Genomic DNA, 12,516 nt, shown 5'->3' on the forward strand with positions numbered 1-12,516 from the left:
ATGGCGTTCAAAGAGGAAGAGGACTTTGCGCGCTTCCTGACCATGGGCGCCTACGCGACCGCCGCAGTCAGTGACGACTTGGAGCGACGCGGGCACGAGATCATCGAGCTGGAACGCTACGCCAAGGCGAACAAGATCTGGATGACTAAGGTCAAGCGTCTGCGCCTAGCCGACTTGCTGTGCATCCGCTGCGGGCGGCGCTTCGAGTCCAAGGGCAAGACAAAGCTTGAGTTCAAGTTGTCGCACTCGGGTAGGACGCCCGGCCGCGAGTGGTGGGCTGGAATGCGCCAGGAAGACGTATTCGCGTTCGTGCGCGTACGCGTCACCGAGCATGGTCCAGATGTCGGCCAAGTCGCCTACGTGACACGGCAGGCGTTGCACGATGCCGAGCCGTCGCTCAGGGAGGGTATGCGCAAGGCCATCGCGGACGGCGCAGAGTCGGATGTGTCGTGGCCTACCACAGTGCCGACGCAGGGTGGCGAGGTGCTCGACGTCGATGCCTCGAACAAGACCGTGGTGGTGCTCAAGGACAGCGGTCGGCGACAAACCTACAAAGGCACACACTGGGCTGCGTTCTATCCGCTGCGGGGCGTGGGCGAGCACTTCGAGGCGGGTGACGTCCTGGCAACCTGCGTTGAGCCTGCTGAAGTGACGTGCGCGGGTGACGTATGGGACTGGCGTGCCGATCTCGTAGCCAGCGACCAGGACCTGAGCTTCCCGTCGGTCAAGGCAGCGCGCTTCCTCGGGCCCGAACAGGTTGCTGACGAGCTCCGCGCGATCCAGGCCCACACAGCCAACGACTGGCGCCTGCGACTGGAGGCCGCCGCCAGTCTCGCGCCGGTGGACGAAAGGGCGACGGTCTACCTGCTCGACCGCGCAATGGACAGCAGCGCCAAGGAAGGCGAGCAGATGGAGGCGGTCTTCACGCTCTCCGAGCTTGACACTGTGGCGGCGGTCAGAGCACTCGAAGCCATAGTGAGCGCGACCGGCAAGGTGCAGAGCGAAGTTCGCGCCGCTGCTGCATGGGGTCTCGGGCTGGGTGCGCGACCGTCGCTTGACCCGCTCCTGCCGTTGGTCTCCGACGACGACAATGTCGTGGCACTACACGCCGCTGCGGCGATGCCGGACGTACTGCCGAGTTCGATAGTGGACGCACTGCTTGCAGCCGTTACCGACGGCTCAGTGCGTGAGGCAACATCTGCCGCTCATCTACTGGCGAGGCACGGGCACGCCCGCACGTTATTAGGCGTCCTTAACCAAATGTCCGTCGAGGTGTATCTGATTTCGCTGCTCGCGATTGGGGACACCGACCCCGCGGAGGTGAACCGCATGCTGCACTTGGTGGACTCGACGACAGGGGCCACGCTTCGTGCTCTGTCAGCACGACACCGTGACTGGATGCGGCAACCCGACACAGACGGTGGGCTCGATGTTCTGACGCGGCAGCGCGTGCGCCTCTAGCAGATTGGACCTGGCTCGTTTGAGCAAGCTCTCCGTTGCACACAAGACCTTCTCGGAGACTCTACTCGGCATGGGCAGCGGCTACGTCCTGAACTTTACGAAGACGTCATTCGCGCAGTTCTTCGATCCCCTCGGCGTCGACATCTATGACGCGCCGTACGGCGAGTACGGCACCTCCAAAGCGAAGAGGCCGCAAACGCTCTGGCAGATCGCCTCGGACGTAGAGGTATCGGCGACGGTTGTCGCTCTCGCCGGCTACATCGAGGCTCGGCATGCAGCGAGTGTTTCCGTAGCCGGTCAAAGCGCCACGCACGATCGGAACACCAAGATCCGCGAGCTGGCAAGAAAGCTTGCACGTCGTAGTCCGCCAGTACCTGGCGCAGGTACGCCAGTGCCCATCACGACTGCAGCCTTGGTCACCGCCAATCGGATCCCGATCGAGATCCATGTGGACATCTACAGCCACGTCGAGCAGTTCCTCGGAGCGGAAGACTACTTCCGCGCCGTCGATGAGTCATACAAGATCGTACTTGAGAAGCTCCGTGAGCTGACCGGCAACGAGAAGGCAACTGATGTCTTCAATCAGGCCGCAACGGGTAAGCTGCTCTACATGCTGCTTTTTGGCAAGGCCGAGGCATCTGATGACGCCGAGGCGGACTTCTCCCGAGGCGTCGGCTGCCCGCACCTCGGAGTTCAGGTCCTCCGCAATAAGGAGGCGCACACGCTCGTGACGCCTCTTGAACCGAATCTCGCCATCCACTACATCGCGCTCGCGAGGCTGGCTTACGACCTCATTGCGAGGTACTTCAGCGAGGAGACGGTTCAGGAGCACGAAGAGCTGCTCCCGGCCACGCGCGGTTGCTGTGGCGGCATTGGGTTCTACGACGTCTTTGTCTGTGGCGAGTGGATGGAGGAACTGGATTTGCCAGCCAGTCTCCAGTCTGCATCCGTCGGCAGGATGCTCAAGGACAAGTGGCTAGCGGAGGCTGACTACACGCGCAGCTACGACCACAGCGACCTCGTGCTTTTGCAACTTGAGTTGGTGGTCGACGGCCTCACGTCAAAAAATGTCGACGAGCTACTCGAGTTCCCTACAGCAGGCGTCTTCGGCAACAGCCAGATGGCCGGCCTTCTGCCGTTCCTCGAGGAGGCCAAGCTGTCGCCGAAGGCCAAGGCGCGATTCGCTGAGCCGACAAGTGGCTAGTAACGGCCACCTGCTCGCGGTGCTCCTGAACCCACCGAGCGCATCGTCCGGAGCGCGGTCACGCGGGGCCGTGCGCCGCGCGGCGGGCGTGCTCGGATTCGACGGCTACGAGGTCGCAAACCTCTTCGCAGACCCGACGCCGACCGTCGTCGAACTCAACCTCCTGTCCGCCCACGAGATGTCATGGCCGGAATTGCAGCAGCGGCTAAGTGAGCAACTTCGGGCCGCCCACGGCGTCTTGGCTGCTTGGGGCGTGGCCGGCGCATCGGGGAACTTCAGGCGTGCGCGGGGCGAGCGGGCAGCCTGGCTAATTGAGGAGGCCGAGCGCAGGGGGCACCGGCACTTCTGGACGGTGGGCGGCGAGCCCAGACACCCATCGAGGTGGCACCAGTACGTCGCCGACAAGCACGGGCGAGCCACTGGCGGGACGTTCGAGGAGCGGCTTGTGCAGGTGCTCACTCTGCAGCCGCTCGGGAGCGTCGAAGCGTAGATGGCGGCTCGTAGGGTTGGCGATTTGAGCGAGTTTGACCTGACTTGGGTCACGATGGCGGCGTTCGGGGAGCCACAGTCCGCTGACCTGCAGTTTTGCTGTCCGTACCCACATGATCTGCGCACTAATCGGACGATCCAGGGGACGAAGATCGGCCACAGGCGTAAGCCAGCGGCGGGCCGCGCTCACGCTGCGGCCCTGGCCAGGCTGGTCAGGGCGGGCCTCGGAAGCGTGTCGAACGGCCGATCAACGGGTCCCACGACGCCATGCCGGTCATCCGTCAAGTCGACTCGCTGTCTGGTGGCGCCGTCACGAGCCCACGGCCAGCAGGTCGGGCCCGCAACCGGCGGAACTGGCCGACACGGTGCGGTCCGACGTGCGCACTAATCTGATCCAACTCGGGGGAGCGTCGAAGCGTAGATGGCGGCTCGTAGGATTGGCGATTTGAGCGAGTTTGAGGGCAAGTCGCGGTGGATGGATCAGCACAAGCAGCTAGAGCACATTGATCGGCCCTGCGTTTTCCGGACAGTTCCCAACTAACGGTTTAGGCGGCTGTGGGGTCTGCTGCACGGATCGGTGACAGTTGGTCTCAGGCGGCGAGTGCGACCTGAGTGGTCATGATGGTCTCGTATTCGATGGGTGTCAGGCGGCCGAGTCGGGCTTGGCGTCGGCGGCGGTGGTAGGTGCGTTCGATCCAGGTGACGATAGCGATCCGCAGGTCTTCGCGGGTGGCCCAGCGGCGCCGGTTCAGGACGTTCTTCTGCAACAGCGAGTAGAAGGACTCCATGGCGGCGTTCTCTCCTGCGGAGGCGACCTGGCCCATCGACCCGGCGAGGTCATGGCGGTGCAGTTCTCGCAGCACCTTCCTTGATCGGAATTGAGATCCTCGGTCGGAATGGACCACGCAGCCGGCGACGTCTGTGCGACGCGCGAGGGCGTCGGCCAGGGCTTTGACTGCGATCCGGGACTTCATCCGGTCGCTGATGGAGTAGCCCACGATCCGGTTGGAGAACACGTCCTTGATAGCGCAGAGGTAGATCTTGCCTTCAGCGGTGGCGTGCTCGGTGATGTCCCAGAGCCACAGTTCGTTGGGTCGGTCGGCGCGGAAGCACCGGTGGACCAGGTCCTCGTGCGCGGGCGGGCCGGGCTTCTTGCCGCTCTTCGCCCGCTTCTTGCCGAACACCGACCACCACTGGTTGTCCCGGCAGATCCGCCAGACCCACCGGTCACAAGCGCGCAGGCCGGCCCTGGCGGCCTCGTCGGCCAACAGGCGATACCCGAACTCGGGGTCGTCGTGGTGGGCGTCGAACAGCGCGTTGGCCAGGCATGCCTCCTCGATCTCGCGAGCGGTGATCCACATGGCCAGCCACCATAGTAGGGCTGTCTTGCGAGCTTGAGGACCCGGCACGTCACCGCGACGGGGATCCCGTCACCGGCGAGCTCACTCACGAGCGGGTAGAGCCTTTTCCCGGCAGGTTCGCCTGGGACAGATAGGCCGCCGCGCGGCGCAGGACCTCGTTCTCCTGCTCGAGCAGCCGGTTACGACGCCGCAACTCGCGCAGCTCGGCCGACTCGCCTGCGCTCACTGCGGGACGGCGTCCGTCCTCGACATCGGCGGTCCGCATCCAATTGCACAGACACGAATCGGAGATGCCGAAGTCCTTCGCGATCTGGGACAACGGAGCCTCGCCGCGGCAGGCGATCGCCACCACGTCGTCTCGGAACTCCCGAGGGTGGGGTCTGGGCACAGGGACATCCTTCCAGCGGGGACCAAGTCCCCACAGGTCAGTTGTCACCTATCCGTGCAGCAGACCCCGACCACTTCACCACGAACCGTGGAGAGCCTCAGGGGTGCCATCTCGTCAACATCCTGAGCGGACGACCGTTGGAGCCGGGGAGCAAGAGTTCAGTGTCGAGACTGCCGTCCCACAGAGGTTTGCGAGATCCTCGACCGGGGTCCACCCATGGGCACCACCGCGCATCAGCAACACATGAACTGGTTCCACCAAGGTCGGTCTGGGCGACGAAACTGCGTCCCGGGGCACGAAGCCTGCCCTAGGCTTGCGTCGCATGACAGCCGAGGAGGCCCCAGTGCTCGAACTACCCGACGAGACAATTGATGGGGAGTCGCCACCTGACGATGTACTAACACCAGCTGATCTAGACCAGATTGTCTTGTACACCGTGGACTGGAGTGTCCAGTCAATTCTTGAGCGTATCGGCGAGAGTTTTGATATCAATCCAACCTTTCAGCGCCGCGATGCCTGGACGGCCTCGAAGAAGAGCGCGTTCATCGAAAGTCTGATTCTCGGACTGCCGATCCCCCAGATAGTTCTCGCGGAGGATAAGCGTCGGGGTCGGTTCATCGTCTTGGACGGTAAACAGAGGCTCGTCACTCTGAAGCAATTTGCATCGCCGAGTTTGCATTTTCCCGAATTCCGACTGCGAGGGATGCGATTCGCAAACGACCTTGAGGGCCTCACGTTCGGCGATATGCAGGCTTCGCTCCTAGGTGGAGAGTATGCGGACAATTTCTTAACTCAACCCATCCGAACCGTCGTGGTAAGAAACTGGGGCCACCCGGCCGTATTGTATGAAGTCTTCATCCGTCTCAATCAGAACAGCCTTCCACTTTCCCCGCAAGAATTACGGCAGGCCCTATTTCCCAACGAGTTTACCCGATGGATAAATTCGCGTTCCGCGAAGAGCGCGCAACTTCATCGCGCGCGGCGAATCAAGGCGGAGGATTTCCGGATGCGAGACGCGGAGATGCTCCTTCGATACGTCGCATGGGTCACTCGTTTCAAAGACTACCGCGGGAATCTACGTCTGTTCCTCGATGAGACGTGCGAGTTGGGCGGAAGGAAATGGGCCGAGCGGGGTTTCGAATATTTTGAGGAACTAGCGGCGCGGTGCGAGCGGGGGATCGACCGGACTTTCGAGGTCTTTAGAGACGACGCATTCCTTCGTTTTGATGGCGGGAAATACAATCGGCGGTTCAACATAGCGGTCTTTGATCTAATGGCTGTGGTTCTCGGTGATGAGAGCCTCGCGGACGAGAAGATCCGCGACGTCCGGGTGAAGATCCGAACGGAGTTTGAGCGGCTCTGCACCGAGGATGAGACTTTTCGAACTAGCATCACCGCGACAACGAAGTCGGTCACGGCCGTTTCGGAAAGGTTCGAGACTTGGGCAAGTGCGGTCGAGGAGATCGCCGACATAGACCTCCGGATCAAGCCCGCGATGGAACTCCTCACAAGGGTCAGGGTGCCGGCCACGCCCGCGAGCAATTTATTGCCTCTGGAGGAATGAATGGCGTCGACGACCTGGGTATCCCTCGAAAGCAAGGTCGGAGAGCTTGCTTTTGCCTTAATTTCGGACAATGGTGACCTGGCGTCACCGGAGGACTCGATTCGAGCGGCCGCATTCTTAATCCTCGCAAGCGGAGCGATCGAACAATACGTCGAGGATCGGTGCCGGGCTGCTGCCCGTTCCGGCATCGATCGATTGAAGAAGTCCAAGCCGTCCGCAACGGGTTCATCCCTGGTGGTGTGGGCTGCAACGAAGAATAGCAATCGACAGACCCCGATTCACATCGAAGACGTCGCAGAGTATTACGATATGTACGATGCTTTTCTCAAGTCCTACATTGCATCGGTGGACAGCAGTCATGGTATTGGGGCCAAGGATTTCCACCGACTCGTCTATCCGGTCGGAGTTCGAACCGACGATGTTCCACCGGGACTGCCAGATCTACTCCAATCGCTAAGCAGTGACAGAGATCCTGCTGTTCACACTGCCCCGCGTGCGAAGAGTTTCCAGCATCCTCCCGACGTCAAGAAGCGTGTTTCTGATATTGTGAACCAGTTGAAGGTGCTCGACGAGGCGATAGGCCGTATGGAGGTAACATTTCCGGTGCGCGTCACGGCAGCAGGGGTGCCGTGATGACAATCCTGCAAGCTTGCGGACGTAGGGTTGGCGGGGCTGCAACGTGGTGCTAGCGGACGTCGGGATTCTGCTTAATCGCGGCTGTGTTGCCGGTCGGAGTCTAGGCTGCGCACATCCTGATCGCCGACGCGGCCGGTCACGGTTCCGCCGCCCGCCATCAGGCAACTCTAAGCGTTCCGGAATTACAACAAGTCCTTTGATCTCGCGCCGAATTGAACTCAGGTCGATGAATTTATCGGGCCTGACCGCGACGATGGCATTGCCAGATTTGAGGTCGAGACGTAGGCTGCGAACTCTGGACCGCTTGCTCATTCGTCGCCGTGCTGAGGAATTCGGCCTGTGTGACTCAGGAGAACTGCACCCCGCCATTGAGATCCAGCACCCTTCCGGTTACAAGGGCGCTGTCGTCTCGCGCGAAGTACTCGGCCGCCGCCGCGACGTCAGGCCTGCCCGACCGGTGTCGACGCGATCGTCTTCTCCTGGTCGGCCGGCGGCGTGAACGTCTCGTGGAACGGGGTTTCCAGGATCAGTCCGGGGGCGATCGCGTTGACGGTGATTCCTTGAGGGGCGACCTCGGACTTCGTCATCCGGAACGAGGCCTCGACCTGCCACAGATGGTGGTAGGCGGCGATCACCGCGGCTGCGGGCAAGGTCTCGGGGTCCAGGTTCGTCACGTAGCCCTTGAGGCCGGCGAGTTGCCGGGCCCGGTCGATAGTGGCCTGGTCGAGTTCCTTGGCCGCGCCGGTGACCTTCAAGAACCGGGCCTTGCGCATCGGAACCTCACCCGCGGCGCTCCTCTCGGCCTTGGCGATCATCAGGTTGATGTTGCGGTCATCACGCTTCTGCCGTTTGAACGACCACTGGTAGGCGATCCGCCGTTCCCGCGCCGCCTGCCCGGTGCCCATCACCCGGGTCGACTCCAGGACCTGCCCGTCGGTGAAGTAGTTCCCGTGACGCTCGAAATGGTCGGCCAGGTCGTAGGGGGCTTCGTCAGCCTCGAGCCGACGATGAAGGAGAACCCGGCTTCCTCTAACGCGTTCAGGTTCCCGGCCGAGAGCATCCCGGCATCGGCCACGACGACCATGTCGGTCACCCCGTGCCGTTCCTGGAACGCGGTCAACACCGGGACCAGGGTGGTCGTCTCGGCCTTGTTGCCCTCGAACAGGTGCACCTCCAACGGGAACCCGCCTGGGTCGACCATCAACCCGACCTGGACCTGCGGGTCGACCCGATGCTCTTTACTCATCCCGAGCCGGCGCAACTCGTCCTCGTCGGCGTTCTCGAAGTGCAACGTCGTCACGTCATACATGATCAACGCCGCTGTGCCGGTGGTCCTGGCCGAGTGCGCCAGACACGCGGTCGCGAGCATGTCGCGGTAATCACGCTCCCGGCTACGTTTGAGCGAGTTGTAGAGGGTGTTCAGGTGCGGGGCCGGCGCCGATCTCCTCCAAGTCCCGGATGGTGTCCGCTTTCGAGGTGGGCTCGATGATCCGGGCCAGCACCAACGACCGGAACGCCTCGTCACCGAGTTTCTCAAACCCGAGGAGCCGGTAGGCGTCGATCAGCACCTCCCACAAGATCCGGCTCGACGAGGACCGCACCAACGCCTCGAGGTCGCCGGCTCCTGCTCGTGGTCCAAGCCAAGATCGAGTTCATCCTGACCCGCGTTCAGGGCCTCCCGCGCGGCCTGCAGCAACACGGCCAACTCCAGCTCGTCGTGGGCTGACCCGACGTGCTCGACGATCCGCCGCACCCACCGCGCTTCTCCACGATCTGCACCGCGGTGGCACCCGAGGACGTCTTCACTCGACGGATGTAAGGAGCCACATCCTGAGATTGCCCGCCCGGCTAGTGCCCCGAGACAACTCAAGCCAACCCCCTGACCAGCACAAACACCCCGAGCGTCACCAGCACCTGTGGAACTCAGGTCGGAGCCGGCCAGGGAGGAGATGTTGATGATGCGCCCGCCCTGGCCGAGGTGCTTCAGGGTGGCGCGGCTGACGTAGAACGTCGAGGAGACGTTCACCCGCCAGACGCCGTCTCAGTGCGCGTCGGAGGTCTCCGCGATTGGGTGGCGGCCGACGAGTCCGCCGGAGTTGTTGACGACCACGTCCAGACCGCCGAGGCGCTCGGCGAGGAGGTCGACGGCGGCGGTCACCTGCTCGCTGTGGGTGGCGTCGAACCGCAGGCCGAGCACGTCGAAACCCCTCGTCGGCTAATTGGGCGACGGCGTCGTCGGCGGACCGGGAGTAAGTGGTGAGGGCGACGCGGGCTCCTGCGGCGGCGAAGCGGCGGACGATGCCGAGCCCGATGCCGACGCCACCGCCGGTGACGATGGCGCGTCGCCCCTCGAGCGTGCGGGGCAGGGGCGGGTTGCTGGTGTCGGCGGTCAGGGATCGAAGGAACCGATGTCGCGACCTGTCAGATATCTGATAGGTTCCCGAACGTGGCAAAGGCGAACCTGTTCGAGACCGTGCAGGCCCAGCTCCTGGAGTACATCACCGAGCAGGGCCTGGGCCCTGATGACCCCATGCCCTCCGAGGGGGAGCTCGCCGTCCAGCTGGACGTCAGCCGCGGGTCCCTGCGCGAGGCCACCCGCAGCCTGCAGTCGATGGGGGTGCTCTACGCGAAGGCCGGCAAGGGCTTGTTCCTGCAGGACTTCTCCCTCGGCCCGGTCATCCGGCTGCTGCCGTACCGGATGATCGCGAACGGGGCGAAGCTGAACGAGCTGCTGGAACTGCGGGCGGCGCTCGAGCGTGGCCTGATCCCGAAGGTCGCCGCGCGGATCTCCGAGGAGACGCTGGCCCGCCTGGACGCGATCGTGGACGAGATGGTCGGGCTCGAGGAGCAGGGCCTGGCATTCCCGGAGCAGGACCGGCTGTTCCACCGCACCATGTACGAGGCCATCGGCAACGACCTGATCCTCGACGTCCTGGACATGTTCTGGACGCTCATGTCCCGCATGCAGGCCGAACTCCCGCCGCTGCAGTACCACGATCTCGCCGACCGGCACCGCGCCATCGTGGACGCCCTGCGCTCCGGCGGCGACGCCGTCTCCGCGCTCGACCAGCACTTCGTCGACATCGACTACCGGCTCGATCGGCTCATGCGGCCCACCGACTGAGCGGTCGGCATCACCACCCGCCGGCCGCATTCGGGGCCGGGCAGAAATCCCAGGAGGGATCGCACCACCCATGACCCAACCACTCGAGCGCGCGCACGGCATCGTGCCCGCGCTGCTCACGCCGTATCTGGACGACGGCGCACCGAACCTTCCCGAACTGGGTCGCCTCACCGCGGCGCTGCTCGAGCGCGGCGTGGCGGGCTTCTACGTCGGCGGCAGCACCGGCGACGGCGTGATGCAGTCACCCGAGGAACGGCTCGCGTGCATCGAGGTGGTGGTCGCCGAGGCCGGCGGGCAGGTGCCGGTGATCGCCCACATCGGCACGAACGCCACCCGGCTCTCCCTGGACCTGGCCAACCGCGCCGCGGCGGCCGGGGTCGACGCCGTCTCGGCGATCCTGCCGAGCGTGCCGCTCACCCCTGCCGAGCAGTTGGACTACTTCCGCACCCTGGCCCGCGGCTGCGAGGTGCCGTTCGTCGCCTACAACTTCCCCGGCCGCACCGGGGTGAACCTGAGCGTGGAGTTCTTCGCCGAGCTCGCCCAGGAGCCGAACGTGGCCGGGGTGAAGTTCACGTCCCTGGACATGTTCGGGCTGCAGCAGCTCGCCCGGATCGGCGACGGCCGGCTGGCCGTCTGGAACGGGCACGACGAGGTGGCCCTCGCCGGCTTCGTCTCCGGCGCCCGCGGCGCCATCGGCTCCACGTTCAACGCCGCCCCCGAGCTGTTCGTGCGCCTGCTCGAGCAGTTCCGCCGCGGCGACTACGACTCCGCCCGGGCCACCCAGGCCCTCGTCTCGAATTACGTCCGCGACCTCGTCGCCACCGGGGTGCTGCCCACCCTGCGCGAACTGCTGCGCCTCCAGGGGTTCGCCATGGGGCCCTCGCGCCACCCCCTGCACGACCTCGACGCCGACGGCGCCGCACGGGTGCGCGCCCTGTTCGACGCGCACCCCGAACTCTTCACCCCATCCGGACACTGACTCACCGGCGCAGTTCGCTGCCCACCGGAGCAAAGGAGCTGTTGTGAACATCGTCGATCACCTCAACCTCACCCGCCGGCGCCTGCTCATCGGTGGGCTCGGCGCGGCCGGCCTCGGCGCCGTCGCCGCGTGCACCCCCGGCGGCGGCAACGCCGGCGAGGAGGCCGAACAGACCGGGGACGGCTCCAGCCTGACCTTCTGGCACTACTACGGCGGCGGCGCCACCGCACCGATCGAGGCGCTGCTGGCCCGGTACACCGAGGAGACCGGCGTCGAGGTCACGCCGCGGCTGATCCCGTTCGGGGACTTCAACCGGACCCTGCTGCAGTCGGCCACCTCCGGCGACCTGCCGGACATCGCGCTCGTGAACGCCTTCGACACGGCGCTGTTCGCCGACTCCGGCATGATCGTCGACCTCTCCGACCGGGTGGCGGACTGGGGCGAGAGCGATCAGTACTTCTCCGGGCCGATGGCCACGACGATGTTCGACGGCGGAACGTACGCGGTCCCGCACGTCGCCGACACCTACTCGCTCTGGGTCAACAACGCCACGCTCGCGGCGGCCGGGCAGCAGGCACCCACCACCTGGACCGAGGTCGAGGCCGTGGCCGCCGCCGTCACCGAGGGCCAGAGCTTCGGGCTCGTGTTCTGCGGCATCGAGGGCGTCGAGGGGTCCACGGCGTGGATCCTGCGGTTCCTGGCCGCCGGCGGCGACATTCGCGAGCTCGACTCCGACGCCGGGCTCGCCGCGATGGAGTCCTTCGTCCGGTTGAAGGATGCCGGCGCGATCTCCGAGGGCGTGCTCACCTGGAACGAGGACGACGTGACCCTCCAGTTCCAGAACGGCACCGCCGCGATGATGATCAACAGCGCGTCCTACCTGTCCTCGCTCGCCGAGGCCGGCGACCTCGACTTCAGCGTGGTGCCGATGCCCTCCGACGTCGACCAGTTCTCGTTCCTGTCCGCGGAGAACCTCACGATCACGAAGGACTCCGCGAACGCGGACGCCGCCTGGGAGCTGATCACCTGGATGCAGCAGCCGGACGTGATGAACGAGTACCTGCCGGAGCGCAACAAGCTCCCGGTCCGCTCCGACACCGCCGAGGCGGACATCTGGGCGGACGAGACCCGGCAGGTGTTCATCTCCCAGCTGGACGTCGCCTGGGCCCCGGACGAGGAGGTCGCCCCGGTCTCCGCGGAGATCTTCACCGGGATCCAGAACGCCCTGCAGGTCAGCCTGTCCGGGTCCGGCGCACCCGCCGACGCGCTCGCGGCCGCGCAGGCCACGGCGGACGAGGCGCTGGCCTGAG

9 protein-coding genes and 3 pseudogenes are annotated in these 12,516 nt (G+C 64.8%); 8 read left to right on the forward strand and 4 right to left on the reverse strand.

Annotated elements, in window-relative coordinates; genetic code table 11:
- Genes EXU48_RS09940 through EXU48_RS09950 form a run of 3 tightly spaced genes read left to right on the forward strand, consistent with a single transcriptional unit; the run spans position 1 to position 3,155 of the window.
- Positions 1-1,461, forward strand: a complete 1,461-nt coding sequence (locus tag EXU48_RS09940; protein ID WP_133107483.1) for a HEAT repeat domain-containing protein — start codon at positions 1-3, stop codon at positions 1,459-1,461.
- Positions 1,462-1,480: 19 nt separating this feature from the next.
- On the forward strand, positions 1,481-2,665 hold the full coding sequence (locus tag EXU48_RS09945; RefSeq protein WP_133107484.1) for a TIGR02391 family protein: 1,185 nt from the start codon (positions 1,481-1,483) through the stop codon (positions 2,663-2,665).
- 19 nt (positions 2,666-2,684) lie between these two features.
- Positions 2,685-3,155, forward strand: coding sequence for a DUF1643 domain-containing protein (locus EXU48_RS09950; protein ID WP_235856943.1), 471 nt, complete (start codon positions 2,685-2,687; stop codon positions 3,153-3,155).
- A 589-nt stretch (positions 3,156-3,744) separates the two neighbouring features.
- On the opposite strand, the pseudogene EXU48_RS09955 reads toward EXU48_RS09950, so the two are convergent.
- A pseudogene (locus tag EXU48_RS09955) lies at positions 3,745-4,903 on the reverse strand (IS3 family transposase).
- A gap of 322 nt (positions 4,904-5,225) precedes the next feature.
- On the opposite strand from EXU48_RS09955, the gene EXU48_RS09960 reads away from it, so the two are divergent.
- Both EXU48_RS09960 and EXU48_RS09965 read left to right on the forward strand, forming a co-directional pair.
- Complete coding sequence (locus tag EXU48_RS09960) at positions 5,226-6,467, forward strand: DUF262 domain-containing protein (RefSeq protein ID WP_133107486.1); 1,242 nt, start codon at positions 5,226-5,228, stop codon at positions 6,465-6,467.
- The gene (locus tag EXU48_RS09965; protein WP_133107487.1) at positions 6,468-7,100 is read left to right on the forward strand and encodes a hypothetical protein; all 633 of its coding nucleotides are present in this window, start codon (positions 6,468-6,470) and stop codon (positions 7,098-7,100) included. It begins immediately after the preceding gene.
- 572 nt (positions 7,101-7,672) lie between these two features.
- Here EXU48_RS09965 and EXU48_RS25560 read toward each other — a convergent pair.
- The 3 genes and pseudogenes from EXU48_RS25560 to EXU48_RS25395 all read right to left on the reverse strand — a co-directional run.
- Positions 7,673-8,930, reverse strand: a pseudogene (locus EXU48_RS25560) (IS1634 family transposase); the annotation flags it as partial.
- 214 nt (positions 8,931-9,144) lie between these two features.
- On the reverse strand, positions 9,145-9,300 hold the full coding sequence (locus tag EXU48_RS09980; protein WP_133107490.1) for an SDR family NAD(P)-dependent oxidoreductase: 156 nt from the start codon (positions 9,298-9,300) through the stop codon (positions 9,145-9,147).
- A 22-nt stretch (positions 9,301-9,322) separates the two neighbouring features.
- A pseudogene (locus EXU48_RS25395) lies at positions 9,323-9,556 on the reverse strand (hypothetical protein); the annotation flags it as partial.
- Here EXU48_RS25395 and EXU48_RS09990 point away from each other — a divergent pair.
- The 3 genes from EXU48_RS09990 to EXU48_RS10000 all read left to right on the forward strand — a co-directional run bounded on the left by EXU48_RS09990 (position 9,550) and on the right by EXU48_RS10000 (position 12,515).
- Positions 9,550-10,227 (forward strand): FadR/GntR family transcriptional regulator, encoded by a 678-nt coding sequence (locus EXU48_RS09990; protein ID WP_133107491.1) that lies wholly within the window; start codon positions 9,550-9,552, stop codon positions 10,225-10,227. The pseudogene EXU48_RS25395 and the gene EXU48_RS09990 sit on opposite strands and share 7 nt — an antisense overlap.
- Before the next feature lie 70 nt (positions 10,228-10,297).
- Positions 10,298-11,206 carry a dihydrodipicolinate synthase family protein gene (locus EXU48_RS09995; protein WP_133107492.1) on the forward strand — a complete coding sequence of 303 codons (909 nt, stop codon included), beginning with the start codon at positions 10,298-10,300 and terminating at the stop codon, positions 11,204-11,206.
- A gap of 43 nt (positions 11,207-11,249) precedes the next feature.
- The gene (locus tag EXU48_RS10000) at positions 11,250-12,515 is read left to right on the forward strand and encodes an ABC transporter substrate-binding protein (RefSeq protein WP_133107493.1); all 1,266 of its coding nucleotides are present in this window, start codon (positions 11,250-11,252) and stop codon (positions 12,513-12,515) included.
- The last annotated feature ends 1 nt before the right edge of the window (position 12,516 follow it).

The sequence above is a fragment of the Occultella glacieicola genome (genome assembly GCF_004353825.1).
Taxonomy (GTDB): Bacteria; Actinomycetota; Actinomycetes; order Actinomycetales; family Beutenbergiaceae; genus Occultella; species Occultella glacieicola.

Coding starts and splice junctions, on each gene's coding strand:
- EXU48_RS09940 (WP_133107483.1), top strand. CDS start 1: ATGGCGTTCAAAGAGGAAGAGGACTTTGCGCGCTTCCTGACCATGGGC.
- EXU48_RS09960 (WP_133107486.1), top strand. CDS start 5,226: ATGACAGCCGAGGAGGCCCCAGTGCTCGAACTACCCGACGAGACAATT.
- EXU48_RS09965 (WP_133107487.1), top strand. CDS start 6,468: ATGGCGTCGACGACCTGGGTATCCCTCGAAAGCAAGGTCGGAGAGCTT.
- EXU48_RS09995 (WP_133107492.1), top strand. CDS start 10,298: ATGACCCAACCACTCGAGCGCGCGCACGGCATCGTGCCCGCGCTGCTC.